This is a genomic window from Paenibacillus sp. V4I5, assembly GCF_030817255.1.
Classification (GTDB): Bacteria; Bacillota; Bacilli; order Paenibacillales; family NBRC-103111; genus Paenibacillus_E.
The window spans coordinates 4,910,510-4,927,862 of the sequence record NZ_JAUSZB010000002.1; the positions used below are offsets into that span (position 1 = coordinate 4,910,510).

16 protein-coding genes and 1 other RNA gene are annotated in these 17,353 nt (G+C 45.4%); 15 read left to right on the plus strand and 2 right to left on the minus strand.

The genetic code is table 11. The annotated features are described in order from the left end of the window. Positions 1–99 precede the first annotated feature (99 nt). The 9 genes from secG to QFZ78_RS24485 all read left to right on the plus strand — a co-directional run bounded on the left by secG (position 100) and on the right by QFZ78_RS24485 (position 9,415). Positions 100–336 carry a preprotein translocase subunit SecG gene (gene secG / locus QFZ78_RS24445; RefSeq protein WP_307551375.1) on the plus strand — a complete coding sequence of 79 codons (237 nt, stop codon included), beginning with the start codon at positions 100–102 and terminating at the stop codon, positions 334–336. A gap of 163 nt (positions 337–499) precedes the next feature. Continuing rightward, complete coding sequence (locus QFZ78_RS24450) at positions 500–1,216, plus strand: alpha/beta hydrolase (protein ID WP_307551377.1); 717 nt, start codon at positions 500–502, stop codon at positions 1,214–1,216. A 38-nt stretch (positions 1,217–1,254) separates the two neighbouring features. Continuing rightward, complete coding sequence (rnr, locus tag QFZ78_RS24455) at positions 1,255–4,152, plus strand: ribonuclease R (protein WP_307551378.1); 2,898 nt, start codon at positions 1,255–1,257, stop codon at positions 4,150–4,152. A gap of 95 nt (positions 4,153–4,247) precedes the next feature. Then, entirely contained in the window at positions 4,248–4,730 is a 483-nt protein-coding gene (smpB, locus tag QFZ78_RS24460) for an SsrA-binding protein SmpB (RefSeq protein WP_307562890.1), read from the plus strand. A gap of 173 nt (positions 4,731–4,903) precedes the next feature. Then, positions 4,904–5,268, plus strand: a transfer-messenger RNA (tmRNA) gene (gene ssrA / locus QFZ78_RS24465). A 171-nt stretch (positions 5,269–5,439) separates the two neighbouring features. Then, on the plus strand, positions 5,440–5,850 hold the full coding sequence (locus QFZ78_RS24470; protein ID WP_307551380.1) for an HNH endonuclease: 411 nt from the start codon (positions 5,440–5,442) through the stop codon (positions 5,848–5,850). A gap of 735 nt (positions 5,851–6,585) precedes the next feature. Beyond that, positions 6,586–7,278, plus strand: coding sequence for a phytanoyl-CoA dioxygenase family protein (locus QFZ78_RS24475; RefSeq protein ID WP_307551381.1), 693 nt, complete (start codon positions 6,586–6,588; stop codon positions 7,276–7,278). A gap of 33 nt (positions 7,279–7,311) precedes the next feature. Continuing rightward, on the plus strand, positions 7,312–8,157 hold the full coding sequence (locus QFZ78_RS24480; RefSeq protein WP_307551382.1) for an AraC family transcriptional regulator: 846 nt from the start codon (positions 7,312–7,314) through the stop codon (positions 8,155–8,157). 304 nt (positions 8,158–8,461) lie between these two features. Beyond that, positions 8,462–9,415 carry a hypothetical protein gene (locus QFZ78_RS24485; RefSeq protein ID WP_307551383.1) on the plus strand — a complete coding sequence of 318 codons (954 nt, stop codon included), beginning with the start codon at positions 8,462–8,464 and terminating at the stop codon, positions 9,413–9,415. Between the two features lie 33 nt (positions 9,416–9,448). Here the strand turns inward: QFZ78_RS24485 and QFZ78_RS24490 are convergent, their stop codons facing one another. Next, positions 9,449–10,123, minus strand: coding sequence for a transmembrane-type terpene cyclase (locus QFZ78_RS24490; protein WP_307551384.1), 675 nt, complete (start codon positions 10,121–10,123; stop codon positions 9,449–9,451). Between the two features lie 314 nt (positions 10,124–10,437). Here QFZ78_RS24490 and QFZ78_RS24495 point away from each other — a divergent pair, with 314 nt between their 5' ends. The 6 genes from QFZ78_RS24495 to QFZ78_RS24520 all read left to right on the plus strand — a co-directional run bounded on the left by QFZ78_RS24495 (position 10,438) and on the right by QFZ78_RS24520 (position 16,685). Beyond that, positions 10,438–11,448 carry an ABC transporter substrate-binding protein gene (locus tag QFZ78_RS24495; RefSeq protein WP_307551385.1) on the plus strand — a complete coding sequence of 337 codons (1,011 nt, stop codon included), beginning with the start codon at positions 10,438–10,440 and terminating at the stop codon, positions 11,446–11,448. 64 nt (positions 11,449–11,512) lie between these two features. Beyond that, a complete protein-coding gene (locus QFZ78_RS24500; RefSeq protein WP_307551387.1) occupies positions 11,513–12,523 on the plus strand; it encodes a FecCD family ABC transporter permease in 1,011 nt (336 codons plus the stop codon). Continuing rightward, on the plus strand, positions 12,520–13,563 hold the full coding sequence (locus QFZ78_RS24505) for a FecCD family ABC transporter permease (protein WP_307551388.1): 1,044 nt from the start codon (positions 12,520–12,522) through the stop codon (positions 13,561–13,563). The genes QFZ78_RS24500 and QFZ78_RS24505 overlap by 4 nt, the downstream gene beginning before the upstream one ends. Before the next feature lie 11 nt (positions 13,564–13,574). Next, on the plus strand, positions 13,575–14,441 hold the full coding sequence (locus tag QFZ78_RS24510; RefSeq protein WP_307551389.1) for an ABC transporter ATP-binding protein: 867 nt from the start codon (positions 13,575–13,577) through the stop codon (positions 14,439–14,441). Continuing rightward, positions 14,422–15,006, plus strand: coding sequence for a nitroreductase family protein (locus QFZ78_RS24515; RefSeq protein ID WP_307551391.1), 585 nt, complete (start codon positions 14,422–14,424; stop codon positions 15,004–15,006). The genes QFZ78_RS24510 and QFZ78_RS24515 overlap by 20 nt, the downstream gene beginning before the upstream one ends. Positions 15,007–15,188: 182 nt before the next feature. After that, complete coding sequence (locus QFZ78_RS24520) at positions 15,189–16,685, plus strand: AraC family transcriptional regulator (protein WP_307551393.1); 1,497 nt, start codon at positions 15,189–15,191, stop codon at positions 16,683–16,685. 122 nt (positions 16,686–16,807) lie between these two features. Here the strand turns inward: QFZ78_RS24520 and QFZ78_RS24525 are convergent, their stop codons facing one another. Continuing rightward, positions 16,808–17,209, minus strand: a complete 402-nt coding sequence (locus tag QFZ78_RS24525) for a CHRD domain-containing protein (RefSeq protein WP_307555866.1) — start codon at positions 17,207–17,209, stop codon at positions 16,808–16,810. Positions 17,210–17,353: the final 144 nt, after the last annotated feature.

The following is a 17,353-nucleotide window of genomic DNA, read 5'->3' on the forward strand; positions in this document are numbered from 1 at the left end:
GCACCACCAAAGTGGCCCTTTCTTGTATTCTAGGACGAACTGTGTTAAAATACTCATGCTAGTTGTATAAGGCAAAGAATAGGCAATTGGGGTGCTAACATGGTAATCTTTACGAAAATTTTGTTAATCATAGCTTCGGTTGGATTAATTGCGATTGTACTTTTACAAAAAGGCAAAAGCGCAGGTTTGTCCGGTGCCATTTCCGGTGGTGCAGAACACTTATTTGGTAAGCAAAAAGCACGCGGTTTGGAACTATTTTTGTCCCGTTTTACAATGGGGCTTGCTGCTGCATTTTTCATTCTTTCCATTGTCGTAGCATACGTAGTGAAGGCCTAACACACATAAAACGATAACAGCAGGGGAAATCTACTCCTGCTGTTTTTTCATTTTAAATGGGTGTTAGGAGTAGGAGCTGGTTACCATCGAGAGCAGAATTTACAAGTCGACAGAACCATTCTTTTGGTCAGGAAGTGGAGATAATCAAGAGACAGGCATACTGATGATCCATGGATTCACGGGGTCGCCCTCGGAGTTTAGACGGATTGGGTATGTGCTCAGAGATGAAGGCTACACCATCCAAGCTGTAAAGCTTCCAGGACATGGTACCTCACCCGAAGAAATGATACGAACCGGATGGACGGATTGGTATGGGCATGTGCTGGAGAGTTATGACGAGCTTGCAGCGAAATGCAAAAGCGTTGTTGTTATGGGACATTCAATGGGCGGACTGCTTGCCTTGAAGCTAGCTGTGGAACGTCGTACGGCTGGTGTTATTTCACTGGCTACGCCTATTTTTCTGAGATCAAGGAAGTCGGCGCTGGCCGCACTGCTGCAATATTTTATCAAATATGTAGCCAAGAAACCCAAACAAATCTCCACGTTATTAGATGAGTCATGTGCATATACCAAAACGCCGATTCGTTGCGTAGTAAGTTTACGTAAGCTGTTAAAACAAGTAAAAAGCTTGTTACCTCAAGTCGAAGTACCGATATGGATCGGTCAAGGGAGCAAGGATGGCGTGGTCCATCAGGAAAGCGCAGCGTTTTTACATAAGCGCATTAGTTCCCAAGTGAAAGAACTTCGTTATTACCCAGAGTCATCCCACGGGATGCTGCTGGATCAAGAGAGAGAGCTTATCTATGCCGATATCACTGCGTTTATCCTTTCTCTGAAAGTGGCATACTATGGAGTAAAGGAAACAAGTACGGCGAATTAGAAAGCTAGGCTCAACAACAACAAGAAGGTGAAGAGAGTATGATGACAGATAAAGAAATCATAAGTTTGATGCAAGAAGAGGCTTATAAGCCTATGTCCTATAAGGAACTTGAGAAGCATTTTGGGATTGAAAGTGCGAATGAGTTTAAGGATTTTATTAAATTGTTAAATCAATTAGAGGAAAGTGGTCACATTGTCAGAGGCGGAAATGACCGCTACGGCGTTCCTGAACGAATGAATTTGGTGAGAGGTAAGCTGCAAGCTCATGCGAAGGGCTTTGGTTTCTTAATTCCAGATGATCGGGACCACCCGGACGTATACATTAATGCACATGATCTAAATACCGCGATGAATGGCGACATTGTCTTCGTAAAGGTGACTGCGAGGAGTCAAGGCGGAGGCCGTCTGGAAGGCGAAGTCGTGCGAGTAATTACGCGTGCGAATACGCAAATTGTTGGCGTTTTTCAGAGTCAGGAGACATTTGGTTTCGTGATTGCGGATGATAAGCGTGTGTCTCGGGACATTTTCATCCCTCAGCATGCCTTCATGGGAGCTGTTACGGGGCAAAAAGTCGTTGTCAAGATTGTTAACTATCCAGAGGGCCGTTCTGCGGCTGAAGGGGAAGTTATCGAGATCCTTGGCCACAAAGATGATCCAGGCGTTGATATTTTGGCTATCGTACGCAAACACCAACTGCCAGAAGCTTTCCAAGAGGACGTGCTGGCGGAAGCAGATGCCGCACCGGATTCCATTACGGAAGAAGAAATTATTGGTCAAGGACGCCGCGATCTTCGTTCGAAGCGCATTGTAACGATTGATGGTGAAGATGCGAAGGACTTGGATGACGCGGTAAATGTGGAGCTTTTGGAAAACGGCAACCTTCGTTTGGGCGTGCATATTGCCGATGTTAGCTATTATGTGCGTGAAAGTACTGCTCTGGATATTGAAGCATATAATCGCGGCTGCTCCGTATATTTGACTGATCGTGTTATTCCGATGCTGCCTCATAGATTGTCTAACGGAATATGCTCGTTGAATCCTCGTGTAGATCGTTTAACCATGTCTTGTGAGATGGAGTTCGATGAGGATTTAAAACTGGTGAACCACGAAATTTTCACGAGTGTTATTAAAACTAGCGAACGCATGACATATACGAATGTGCGTAAACTTCTGAAAGGTGAAGCTGAGCCGGAAATTGTCGAGAAATATGCCTACTTGATGGAAGATTTCAAACGAATGGAAGAGTTGGCTGCAAGGCTGCGTTCTAGACGGATGAAGCGAGGGGCGATAGATTTTGACTTTGAGGAGTCTAAAATTATCGTTGATTCCGAAGGCAAACCTACGGATATCGTGAAAAGAGAACGTTCCGTCGCCGAAATGATGATCGAAGAGTTTATGTTAGCCGCTAATGAAACGGTTGCTGAGCATTTTTCATGGATGAAAGTGCCCTTCCTATACCGTGTTCATGAAGACCCTGATGCTGAGAAGCTGATGAATTTCATGGAGTTTGTGACGAACTTCGGGTACTCGGTTAAAGGTAAAGGGAATTCGGTACATCCACGGGCTTTGCAGGCGCTTTTGGAAGAGATTAAAGGGACTCCCGAAGAGACGGTTCTTAGTAAGATTATGCTTCGCTCCATGAAACAAGCTCGCTATGATGCGCAGAGTTTGGGGCATTTTGGTTTGGCGGCGGAATTTTATTCGCACTTTACATCGCCGATTCGTCGTTACCCCGATTTAATTATTCATCGGGTGATTCGCGAGGTGCTGGAAAGCGGCGGTACGTTATCCGATAAGCGTCATGAATATTTATCTTCGCGGATGAGTGATATTGCGCAGCAATCCTCAGAACGTGAGCGAGTTGCCGTTGATGCTGAACGTGAGACAGAAGCGCTGAAGAAAGCTCAATACATGCTGGATAAAGTCGGCGAGGAATTCGAAGGCATTATCTCCAGCGTTACCGGTTTCGGAATGTTCGTGGAGCTCGACAATACGGTTGAAGGCTTGATTCGCCTTAGCGATTTGACCGACGATTATTACAATTTCCATGAGAGACAGTTTGCTCTCATCGGTGAACGTACGTCCAAGATCTATCGAATCGGTGATGAGATCAAGATTCGCGTTGCTCGTGTCAATATGGATGAGCATACGATTGATTTTGAACTGCTCGATATGAAGCCTCGCAAAGAGGGCGGGTTTAGTCGCGGTGGAAAACCTCCATTTAAGGGTGCAGCTGGATTTAAAGGCTTCCGCGGGGGATCCGATAAAGGCAAACCTGAAAAGGGTAAAGGCGGATTCGCCGCCAAGGGCAAGGGCGGCTATGCGAAGGCTCAGGGCTCTGGTGCTGCTGGTGGAGAGCGCAGTAAGGAAAGAGCAGGAGTCGGAGGTACAGCTGAAGGCAAGGAAAGAGCTGAAAGAGTTGGTCAAGGGCGTGGCGGGGCTGGAGGCACAGGACGCGCTGCAGGTGGCGCTGCTCGCAGAATAGAAGCCGCAGCGCGAGTCGAAGGCGGAGCTGGGCAAGGGCGCGGTGAAGGCTCTGGGCGCGCAGAAGGTGGAGCAGGCCGTGCAGAGGGTGCCGCAGGGCAAGGCAAATCGCGCCGCGGTAAGTCTGGAAGCACGCCGTGGAGCGAGAAGCGTGGCAAAGGTGGAACTGGACGCGGCAAAGCGGGCGGTCCTAAGCTGAGCGAAGGCGGCAGCTTGAGCGCAAGGCTTGAATCTGTCGGCGCGGGGCGGACAGAGAGTGGTGCGGCTCGCAGCGAAAGCAAGCGCGGCCGCGGTGGGATTGTGCTTGGGAGCGAAGCCCAAGCGGGTGGCGGTTCGTCTGCTGCTCCGCGCAGCACAGGCGGCAGTGATTGGGCGAGCGGCGTGAACGCGCTAGCCAAGGGTGGTCGTCGTCGGAGTGACGACGGCGATGAAAGCAAGAAGCGGCGGAGATAACGCCGCTTCTTGCTTTTCTGCCTTGATCTTGCTACAATAGGATGCACATTGTAGCAGTTTTTACCTGCATTGAACGTGCGGGAGGAGGATCTCACGTGGCAACGAAAAAGGCAGATGGCAAATTACTCGCCCAGAACAAAAAGGCTTCACACGACTACTTTATTGAAGAAACGTATGAATGCGGTCTTGTCCTGACCGGCACGGAGATCAAATCCTTACGGGCAGGTAAAGCAAACATAGGCGATAGCTTTTCGACTATTCGCAATGGCGAAGCATTTGTGCACAACATGCATATAAGTCCTTTCGATCAAGGCAACCGAAGCAATCCGGAAGACCCAACACGGACGCGGAAGCTGCTCTTAAAAAAGGCGCAGATTGCCAAGATGCTAGGGCAGGCGAAGCAAGAAGGTTATACCCTCGTTCCATTGAAGGTGTATATCCGAAATGGTTACGCTAAGCTTTTGGTTGGCATAGGCAAAGGGAAAAAGCAGTACGACAAGCGTGAATCCGCAGCGAAAAAAGATGCACAGCGAGACATTCAACGTGCTCTGCGTGAGAAGCAGAAGATTGCCAGATAGGTGGCCAGCCCATACTGGAAGGCAACACCTCAACTTCCATGAACCTAGTCGTTCATTTTTCTTTAGCATGTGTTATACTAATTTAGCAGCAAAGATTTGAAAGCAATTTGGCTCAAATGATTATCCTGCTTTTCTTTTACCTTCACCGTCTATGACGGCAACGAAGGCAATCCGGGGGTGTTCTTGGATTCGACGGGGATAGTTTGGGCACGGGTTGCGGGTAGTGGGGCCGCGTCCACTATAAAACGCTAAAGCCTATTAAATGGCAAAACACAACAACCTTACGCTTTAGCAGCTTAATAACCTGTTAGCGTGCTCCTCCTCAGCATCGCCCATGTGACTGGGATAGGGGCTCAACTATAGTGGGATACGACGTTTGGTCTCCGCCTGGGGTCGGACGTAGGAAGACAATCAGGCTGACCCAACGCATAGCCGGTTACGGGGCGATGCTCGGGTGACATCAAAACTGTGACTACACCCGTAGATGCCTGTGTGGCGATATTTTCGGACAGGGGTTCGACTCCCCTCACCTCCATTACTGAAAACCTGCTCCCAGAGCGGGTTTTCGCCTTTTCAAGGAAGACATTTATTGGTCACGCTTTAGGCAGATATCCGATACTCGTCTCGTCTCCAATATACATAACCACGAATCAAATAATCAATTGGTCTGTGGTTATTATCTAACTTTAGCCTTAGGAGGCGATTGACTATGATAACAGTGCTCAATCTGGATGGCCAAAAACTAACCCCATGTTTGCTTCACCGGGCTTGGAGGGAAGTTGATCGAGCCCGTGCCGTCTGGATCGACGAGCAGACAATCCAATTACTTTACAACCCATTTTCATTTCGAGACTATCGAAATGCTGCATTAAAACGGGATCATTACAATTGTTTGTGGTGTGGGCGTCACGCAACGACAGTAGATCATATTGTTCCCTCAAGTAAAGGCGGTTCGGATCTTCCCCAAAACTTACTCGCTTCTTGCATGGAATGCAACACGAAACGAGGAAACCGTTCAGCATTCTCATATCTTATGGAAAAAGTACTTTCCGTGCCGAATCTTATTAAGCTCTGTTACCGCATCATTAAAGCTAAACATAATCATCGTCAAGCGAACTGACGTAAGTACTCATTCGGGGTTCGCCCGCGCGGACCGTAGCGTATGCGGAGGGAGCACGGCATTGAAATGTACCAATAGGGTAGTCATCTGTGAATTCGCTTCGAAGCAAGTTTAATGGATATTTCAATACTCCCCTCACCTCCCATACAAATGAAGAAGCACCCGAGAGGGTGCTTTTTCATTTGTATGGGATAGGGGAAGAGAACACCTCGAGGTTTTGCACGCGCGGACCGTAGCCTATGCGGAGGGAGCACGGCATTGAAATGTACCACTAAGGGAATCATCGATGAATGAACTTCGGAGCAATTTAAATGGACATTTCAATACTCCCCTCACCTCCATACAAAATGAAGAAGCACCTGAAAGAGTGCTTTTTTCATTTGTAGTCCGCGATAACAGAGTGTGAGCACTCGCCTCCACCAATACCATCAAAGGGGACACCTCAAGCGAACCTCAAGCGGTGTCTTTTTTGCTTTATATGGGGATGTCTTCCTATGTAGTGGTTGTAGGGAATTTGGAACAAACATTTGACTACCAACTTCAATTCTTATAGACGGGGTGCTGTCGGTGAACGTTTTTCGACCCAATCCTGGGCATTTTTCAGACCGTTTTCCGCTTTAATGCGATATCCGGAGACATCCGATTTGTCCAGATTGCTTATCGTATTTCTCCATGGCAGAGTCGTAAAGCCAAGTGCTACAATACAATCAAGCGATTAATAAGGGAGTGAATCAGGTGGGAAAATTGACGATAAAAGAGAAAAAACATTATGATGAGCTTGGCTATGTGGTCGTTTCGGATCTATTTTCGGCGGACGAACTAAGGGAGATTAACGAAGAACTTGATGGATGCGAAGAGCCAGTCCAAACGTCGGGGGAACACGAAGGATTTACGTACCAGCTGGCGATGCTGACCGACAAGACGAAACAATTCGCTCACGACGAGCGGATCCTTAACTTGATAGAGGACATCGTGAAGCCGGGCATTTCCATCTTTTCCTCAAAGCTATTGACCAAGCTGCCGCACAGCGCATCTGTCTGTCACTGGCATCAGGACGACGCATACTATAACGAAGTGGTAAACAGCGATACTCGGATGTCGATCTGGGTACCGCTGCAGGATACCGACGAGCTGAATGGATGCTTATGGATCGTTCCCGGAAGTCATAAGCAAGGGCACCAGCCATATACCGTCAAAAATAACGGCACTTGCCGGAAGGCGCTGGACGAGGAGCAGGTCGACTTGTCCAAAGCCGAACCGGTGCGAATGAAGGCGGGCTCCATGCTGCTTTTTAATTCGTTGACTTGGCATTCCTCGAAAGGCAACGAAACGGATCAAGTTAGAAGGGCGTTCATCGTTTCGTATCAGGAGGCGACGGTGCCGATCGGGCGGGGGAAGCAGCACATCATTCTGCGTCCTGCGAACTGAGCACGTTCCTTATCTGCAAGGAGAGAGTAAGCATTGATAAACGCGACCCAACTGGCCGATTATCTTGATAAATCCGTGTTCTCGATTACTTTTGCTGGAAATACGATACTCCAGGCCGGTACGTATCAAGCGCCGTACGTTCATAACATTCATTCCATTCACTACATCGTAAGAGGCGCGGGTTACTACGTGATGAACAACGTCAAATATGCTCTGGAAGCGGGAGCCGTCATGATGTTCGTTCCCGAGACGACGTTCGAATGGTCGGTCTCGGAGGCAGAAGACGTTGAAATTTACCATGTCCGATTCGACTACCGAATTTGTTATAAAGAGAAGCAGGAGTGGATTTCACAGTCTTCCGACAGCTGGCTTGCCCCTTTGCGCGGCATGCTTAAGACGGTTCGGCCGGCTGAAGTTCGTAGATGCTTTGATAAGGTGTTTCAACTATGGAAAGCCTACGATCCCATATCGCAATATCGCTGCAATTTGGCGTTTCGGGAGCTATGGCTTTCCTTGATCGACAATATGTACGATCAACAGTACAGCAGTGATGCGGATTCGGCGATTCAGTTCACATACCGGTATATCGCGGACCATTTCCAGTCTCCTTTAACCGTTGAGCAGTTGGCCAAGAAGGCCGGGCTCAGCGCGGGCTATTACACCCGGCAGTTCAAGCGGCTCACCGGATTCGCGCCAAAGGACTATATCATTCGTCTGCGGGTTACTAAAGCGAAGGAACTGCTGGGACGCTCTGGGCTGACATTAACCGATATTTCTAAGCTCGTCGGCTACGAGGACGAATTTTACTTCAGTCGGATTTTCAAGAGGATTACCGGAATGACTCCTTCGTCCTATGCAAAACAATCGAAGAAGCTGTAAACTTTTGGCTTGCCATCACAGGTTCTAAAGGTACGTCGCGGGGGAGTACATTTCCCTCTCCTAGCCAAGCCTTCACCGTTTCAACTCTTTGCAGACTTTCTAGACAGCCTCAAGCATTGTCGAAGACGATAGGGAAATTCACGAACTCCTAGTGACCTGTTACATAAAGAAAACTATCAAACTGTATCCGCGTATGATGGAGAAGCAGCGCTGCATCAGTTGAATCCCGGTCATCCAGAATGGTTTAAAGCTTTACTCGACATGAAACTTCAAACGGATAAGGTATCGGGAATTCAAAGAGCTTTTGAGCCACGACTCTATTCAAGGTTATGGTTGTGACGGGTTGTTTTTGGACACTTTGGATACTGCGGCACCAAACTCTTTTACCAATGCATCCAGTTCCAATCAAGGTCAATTTGAGTGGGTTCAGCCTGGGATGAAGCAATTAATTACGAACATTCGACAAGCATATCCGGATCGGTTTTTGTTAGCGAATCGCGGGCTTTTTTTCTATAATCCTGACTTGACAGCCTATGCGTTCACTTTACGAGGATTAGTTGATTTTGCTTTATTTGAAAGTTATCGGCTGGATAGCAGCCAGGCGCAGTGGTTTAACGAAGCTACATTTAATGATAATAAGTATAATTATGTACAAAAGCTTTTAGCCGAATCGGATCGTACTGACGGATCTCGTGTTCTAAGCCTTGGTTATGCGGAAGGACCGAACGGTGATTTGATGAAAAAAGTGCTAAATGGAGAACAGAATGAAGCATCAAAAATGTTACTTGCTGATGTACAAGAAGCAAATGACTTAGGGATGGTTCATTACATATCCAATGCTCAGGTTGCAGCTATAGATACTTATGTCATTGATCATCGGGATGCTACGGCTAAACCGCCAATTTGGGGAAATACAATGACACCTCCGTTCGGTAAACCTTACTCTGAAGCGAGAGTAGGTATTCAGAATATAGATATCCGTGGGAAAAATGTTTTTGTTCAGTGGGATGTGGCACATTCTCAGGCTCGTCCTATTTCGTACATGCTTTATGTGAAAGAGGGTCAAGATTTTGATTTTAAACAGGACATGAAAAATCCAGAGATACAGGCTGTTCCACTGCATTTGGGCATTCCATTAGACTATGCTGGACGAGGTGATCGTACCAAACGATACCCCTACGAGGATAAGGTGGAAGGGTTAACATCCGGGAAAACCTATTATTTTCTCATTAGGGCGCAATGCGGCCGATCAATTTGACAACAACGAGAAATCAATGAAGATTATAGTCCCTTAATAGAAGGCACGGTGAGTTGTGGAGGATCTAGGAACGATCTTTACTGACTTGTTATAGACCAACAAGATGTAAACGACATCTAGAATAAATGTAAGTATGTACATTATATTTAACAAAATTGAATGTGGGTATAGGGAATAGCACCAAATAGATGCACACAGGGTACCGACCATTTTAGAGTAGGCGATGTAGATGGATTGGCCTTGTAAATCTTGTTTCAGCAGCATTTTTATAAATAGCATGGACATCATTAGATTGATTCCAAATGCGGAATACTTGCCTTCAGGATCCTGAAATTCGACAGCCATTCCGTAGTGAAGCAGCAGAGCAATGCCAAGTGAGGAGAAGACTATAGGTTTTATAGGCCATTTTGGAGAGAGGCTTTTTGAATAATAGAAAAATTGAAACAGGATGATGCAGTCTAATAAAAACCATAGTAGTGTTACGATTTGCTGGAGCGGGTGGAAAGGCATGACGAAGGAAAACAGAAATTCCCAAGTGATATTTGCACATAGAGCGGCAATTGGCATTCCGCAGGTTCGATCCCGGAACCCTTTATAAATAATCCAAATATATGTGATTGTCCAAAAAAAGGCTACCCCAAACTGCAGAATAAGTTCTATTTGTAGTGGTAAAAGGTGTTCCATAGGGAGTAAATCGCATCCTTCCAAGTAATCTCTCTCATAAATATGATTCACACAGCTCGTCTATACCAAATACACAATAAGCACTCTCGGAAAGGGATACTTTTCGCGAAGTGCTTGTTTCTATTGTGCAAGTACGTTATGTAAGAACAAAGGTAAGACAAATTAAGTAAATGAAACGGATAAAATCAGATATGTACAATGTAAATGATGAACCTTATAATTGAGACTGATAATTATTATCAATACAAAATATAAAGGGAGTTCAGCATCCGCATTCCAAATAGAGATGGCTTGATCATCAACTGTGTTTGCTTTGCTGTACAAGGAGGAAGAAACAGATGAGGGCTTTACAAATGATGATGGTACTGTTATTAACGCTTGCAGTTACTGCTTGCGGAGCATCGACAACAGGCGGAAATGTAAGCACCGGTAGTGCGACAACTTCGCCAGAAGCTGCAAAACCGAAAGATCAAGCTCAATCAACTGCTGCCGCTACTGGAGAGAAAACGATTAAGCATGCTATGGGTACAGCCACTTTGAAGAAAAAGCCGGAAAGGGTTGTCGTTCTATTCAACGGGATGACGGATATTGCTACCCACCTGGGAGTAAAGCCCGTTGGTTCTGTTGAGTCATGGGAAGAAAAGCCTTGGTACAACTATTTACGTGCCAATATGGAAGGTGTAAAAAGTCTTGGAGAAGAAACGCAGCCCAATGTGGAAGCCATTATTGCGTTAAAACCAGACTTGATCATCGGAACCAAAGCGCGTCACGAAAAAATCTATCCCCAACTGGCAAGCATTGCTCCCACGGTCATCACGGATGAGATTTTTGATTGGAAAGCAAACCTGAAGATTGCTGCTGATGCGCTATACAAACAGGATGAAGCAGCGAAAATTTTAAGCGATTGGGATAAACGTGTTGCTGAGTTTAAACAAAAGGCGGGCGATAAGCTGGCTAAATCCGAGGTATCGATTGTCCGGTTTGAGAAAGACGGCAGTGCGCGTTTTTACGCGACAGGGTTTGCCGGAACCATCTTCAAGGAACTTGGGTTACCGCGTCCAAAGGCTCAAATGGTGGAAGGTAAGGCTGTTGTCAATATAACCACCAAAGAACAAATGCCGCAGTTAGATGGGGATTATATTTTCGATATTACCCGGCTTAATCCTAATGATCCTACGGTAGAGAAATCTCTAACAGATTGGACCTCCCACCCGCTCTGGAAAAATTTGAAGGGTGTTAAGGCCGGCAAATATTATAAGGTGGATACGATTACTTGGAACTTAGCCGGAGGCTCCATGGCAGCTAAAGCCATGTTGGATGATCTGTACAAATATTTTGACATTAAATAAAAGGAATGCATAAAGGGATGAACGTTTCGTTCATTCCTTTGTAGATTACAAGGAGATTTTCACAATGAACCTTATAAATACGAGCTTATGGAGAGCTGCCGGGCTATTTGCTTTCGTCCTAATCCTACTTTGTAGCTTTGTCTCAAGCATACTTTTTGGTGCAACGCAGTATGATTGGCATACCGCATGGTCTTCCGTCTTTCATTATGATGAAAATGTGAGCGACCAAATTATTATTCGCACAACACGAGTGCCAAGAGCTTGTATTGCAGCTGCTATTGGAGCCAGCTTGGCTATCGCAGGTGCGCTGATGCAAACTTTGACACGCAATCCGCTTGCTTCACCAAGTGTACTTGGGGTCAACGCCGGAGCTACCTTTTTCGTTGTGCTTGCTGCAGTTGCCTTCTCTGTTTCATCTATGCAATTACTTATGTGGATATCTTTTCTGGGAGCTGCAATAGGGGCAGTCTTTGTCTATATTTTGGGCTCGCTTGGAAGAGATGGACTGACTCCGTTGAAAATTATGTTGGCAGGTGCAGCTATGACTGCCCTGTTTTCTTCTTTTACACAAGGCATACTGGTGCTGAACAAACAAGGTCTCAGCACGGTGCTGTTCTGGTTGACAGGTACGATAGCAGGGCGCTCTCCTGAAATGATTATTTCTGTATTTCCTTATATGGCGGTAAGCTGGGTAGCCGCATGGTTCATCGCGAGAGATATGAATCTGCTCATGATGGGAGAGGATACAGCCAAAGGCTTGGGTCAAAAAACGATATGGGTAAAATCGGCTGCAGGCATTATCGTTGTCGTACTGGCGGGTTGCTCGGTGTCTGTTGCCGGTCCGATCGGATTTATCGGCATTGTGATCCCGCATATCTCACGGTTTTTCATTGGTATTGATCATCGTTGGGTGATTCCCTATTGTGCGGTGCTTGGCGCCATACTGCTGATTCTGGCTGATTTAATTGCCAGGTTTATTATGATTCCTGAGGAAATGCCGGTTGGTGTAATGACGGCTATCATAGGTGCCCCGTTCTTTATTTATATTGCTCGGAGGGGGCTGGTTAAATCATGAAGCTGCATGTTCCTATTCGATTCAAGCGCGGAGAAGTCTCTTTTTTAGTACATAAGAAAGCGGCAGCGATGACCGTGGTTTTACTAATTGTTTGCGCGGTCATTGCCATTGTAAGTACAGGGTTGGGAGAAATGTACATCTCTCCTACCGATGTAATTAGAGGCATTATGGGGATTGGGGCAGAAGATCATGCGATGGTCATTCAAAAACTGCGGCTCCCGCGCATTGTCGTTTCTATGCTAGTAGGTGCTTCACTGGCTGCAGCTGGAGCTATTTTGCAGGGGATTATTCGTAATCCATTGGCTTCACCCGATATGATGGGCATTACAGGGGGAGCTTCCGTTGCAGCAGTAACCTTCCTAACTTATTTCGCTGGCATAGTAAGCATTCGTTGGCTGCCTGTAACGGCGATGATTGGCGCAGCAGTCGTATCAGCTATTTTGTATTTGCTTGCCTGGAAAAGAGGGGTCACACCCATTCGGCTTATTTTGGTGGGAATCGGGATGTCATCTCTGATGTCTGCTGCTACAACGATGATGATTGTTTTTAGCCCAAGTTACGATCCAAGCCAAGCCTATTTATGGCTTACGGGGTCGGTCTACGCTTCTAACTGGGAAAATGTATTCACTGTACTACCTTGGACGGTTATTCTGATCCCACTCGCCTTTCTGTTAGCTCGCCATGTCAATATTGGACAACTGGGGGACGATATAGCGGCAAGCACAGGAAGCGCGGTCGAGGTTAATCGTTTATTGCTGCTGCTTATCAGTGTGGCATTAGCGGGTTCGGCAGTTTCTGTGGCGGGTGGCATTGGATTTATTGGTTTAATAGCACCGCATATGGCACGTAAGTTGGTCGGTTCGAGCTTCGAGAGTGTATTACCTGTATCTGCTTTGCTCGGGAGCGCTATTGTCATGCTGGCTGATCTGGCAGGGAGAACGTTTTTTTTACCATTGGATGTTCCGGTCGGGGTGTTCACATCAGCTGTTGGTGCACCTTTTTTCATCTATTTGCTGTACACGAAACGCAATTCAAGATAGGAGTGATCGTGGTGCAAACATTAGAGACAAGAAATCTAAATTTAACCTACGGAAACGAAAACATAATCGAACAGCTAAACCTGTCTATTCCAAAAGGGAAGATTACCGTATTTATCGGTTCAAATGGCTGCGGTAAATCAACGCTCCTTCGTGCGATGGCTCGTTTAATGAAGCCTACAAAGGGAGAAATCATTCTGGATGGCAAGCATATCGCGGGTATTCCAACCAAGGAAATAGCTAAGAGTCTATCCATTTTGCCGCAAGGCCCGATTGCTCCGGAAGGGTTAACCGTGTTCCAGTTAGTTAAACAAGGACGGTATCCGTATCAGCATTGGTTAAAGCAGTGGTCAGATGAAGATGAGCGTCTTGTGAAAGAGGCCTTGCGCGTAACCAAAACAACAGAATTAGCTGAAATGTCAGTCGATTCCTTGTCAGGTGGACAACGGCAGCGGGCGTGGATAGCTATGACATTGGCTCAAGGAACACAAACGATATTGTTAGACGAGCCGACAACGTATTTGGATATGGCCCACCAAGTCGATATTTTGGATTTGCTATTTGAGTTAAACGAACGAGAACAGAGAACAATTGTTATGGTTCTTCATGACCTTAATTTGGCTTGCCGGTATGCCCATCATCTGGTTGCTATTAAAGATAAAACCGTTTACGCGCAAGGGAAACCGGAGGATGTGATCAATTCGGAACTTGTCCGGCATGTGTTTGGAATGGAATGTGAAATTTTGTTGGATCCATTCTTTGCTACGCCAATGTGCATTCCCAAGGGTAAAGGAAGAAGGTCTGACAAGCTCGAATCGAAAGCAATCGAATTTATAAATGAAGCCAAGGAGGAATCGAAAAATGAACTCATTAGAATATAAAGAAGCTGGTACAATTGCACATTTAATTAAAGAAAGAAGAACCATCAGAGATTTCAAAAGTGATCCCGTATCCAATGAATTGCTGTTGGAATTATTGAATGTGGCGGTTTGGGCGCCAAATCATGGCAACAGACAGCCTTGGAGGTTCATTTTGTACAAAGGAGAGGGTCGGATTACATTAGCTGATGCAATGCTTCAGTCCTACTCTGCCGAAGAAAAGGAACGATATGGAAAGCCGAAATGGGATTATTTCATGAAGGTACCGGCTCATCTCGTCGTTATATTAAAGGAAGACCCACGTCAAAAGCAGTGGGATGAAGACTATGGAGCAGTCTGTGCCTTAATCCAAAATTTTCAGCTGGCTGCTTGGGAACAAGGACTGGGAGTTGTGTGGAAAACCAATAGTTATAACTATGCCCCTAAGTACCATCAAGCGGTGGGTGTGCAACCAGGGGAGAAGATCGCCGGCGTCCTGCACATCGGATATCCGGAAACGGTACCAGCCAAACAGCCGCGTAAAACAGCGGAAGAGATGCTGACTATTATTGATTTTAAGTCGGAGTAACGAGCCATTTAAAAAAACCTTTTCAAGTGTATGGAAACAATTTATACTAAAATGAATGATAATGATAATCGTTATTACTTTAAGAGGGGGTGCAGCAGCATATGGTGCCGGTTTCTGGACACGAATATTCCCTATTACTGCTCTCTTCAATTCGCAAACGCAGATATCAAAAGAGGAATATATTGCAGACGAGGCATATTCCGGGAGATATGCTCTTTGTTGTGACTCAAGGTAACGGTCATCTTTGCATAGATAAGCAAGCTTTCCAAATCTACCCGCGCCAATCTTATTTCCTTACACAAGGAATGAGTATAGAAGTAATGTCAGAGTCTGAACTTATAGAATTTTATATCATGATCATTAAAAGGGTAACGATTTCAAAGCGGAAAGGCGGCTGGAGTCTTTCTAATGAGGGTGCTAGCCCCTCTTTATTACAGACTGGCAGAATTCAACTCAAAAATGCCAAACAAATGCTTGAAGTTGTCGAGCAGCTGTATGAGGAAAGCAGAAAAAAATGGGTAGATGATACCGATTTGCAATTAAAATTTCAAAGCCTTATCCATTGTATCGTACATGACCAGTCGGATCAGGGTGAAAAAGAGGAAGCATCTAAAGGGATCGATCAAAGCATCGGCTATATGCTCAAGCATTTTCGTCATAAAATTAAGCTAGAGACTTTGTCGGACATCGCTGGATTAACGCCAACCTCATATTCAAGGAGTTTCAAGAAAACAAAACGGATGTCTCCTGTTGAATATTTAAATCATATTAGGATTGATTCTTCTAAACAGTTGCTGCAGCAGCAGGAATTTTCTATCAAGGATGTTTCGACTTCTGTCGGTTTCGGTAATGAGTTTTATTTTAGCAGAACGTTTAAAAACACAGTGGGTATATCTCCAACGATGTATGTGAAGAGGAGACAGTTGAAGATAGCCGTTGCTTCCTGCTTCCGTTATAAGGATTGTTTGCACTCTTTAGGTGTAGATGCTCCTTTTGAAATGAATGGGTATAGACATTTGGAATTAGGTGTTGAAGAGAACAAGCGGCTCATTCAAGTTCAACTGACTGAATTGCGTAAATACCGCCCGGATTTAATTATTGCAGATTACAGACATCTTCCTTTCTATGAGCAGCTAAAACAGATTTCCCCAACAGTCATCATAAATTTCACGATGGATTGGCGCATCAATTATATGAGGATTGCAGAATTGGTCGGAAGGGAAGAAGAAGCACGGCAAAATTGTAGCCAACTGGAGTTAAGAGTGAAATATGCTCGTAATCTATTAACTCAAACGATTGGTAATAGAACGGTGTCAATAATAAGGCTTTACAGCGGGAAGATTCGCGTGCAGGGACTGGTGGACCACCCATTAAGTAACTTACTTTATTCAGAGCTTGGGTTGAAACCTGGAAGCTGCGTGCCCTTAAACGAAAGAACCAAGGAGTTCGCACTGGGGAGCTTGCCTCCGTTTGAAACGGACTATTTGTTTATTTATAAACATCCAATTCAGTCAGAGGAAACTGATATATTTTCGGGGGTACTGAAGGGCACTTCCTGGAATGCGATGAAAGCGGTAAGGAACAATCAGACACGAATGATTCCGAATTGGATTAGTATGAGCTGGGCACCAATCGGACAAAATCAAATTATCGATGATTTATTGGAATGGAAAGCATAAAAAAAGAGCCGTTGAGCTTTATCAACAGGCTGAAGCACCCGAGAGGGTGCTTTTATATTTGATTGTTAAATTTGAATGTTCGGAGGAAAAAACCTTTAAGGATTCTGTCTGAGGATAGTATGCTACCTTCTGACCTGCCCACGAATTTCTCCGTTTGGATTTTGAATGGTATGAACATTAACGTAGGCGTTGCCGCTTTCGAATTCACGGATTAAATCTCTAAGCGTCTTGCCTTGCAGAGAACCGACTAGATCTTGATTAGTCAGAACACCTCGAACAACACCACGTCTAACTGATATGCCAAATTTCGACGGACCAAACAGGAAGGCAACAACGGGACCGTTTTGACCTATTCGTCCAAGATGAATATGGGCTTGTGTGACGCGAGAAATATTTCGGATGATAAGCACAAATCTTAATTGAGTTCCGCTGTTGTTTAGCTCGAATAACGCATTTCCAGAGGCTATAGTTCTTACAGGAGGTACCTCATTTCGACCTCTTAACAGTGCCCTGAATGTTTTGATAAGTCACCACTCTCCTACTCTAGTATTACTACTATGTATTCTTTGATAGAAAGAATGGTTTGTTGATTTACCTATTTAAGTGAAATTATTCTCAGAAGTAACAATTTTATTGACAGGAAAGTGCCTATCGTATAGTATTCATTG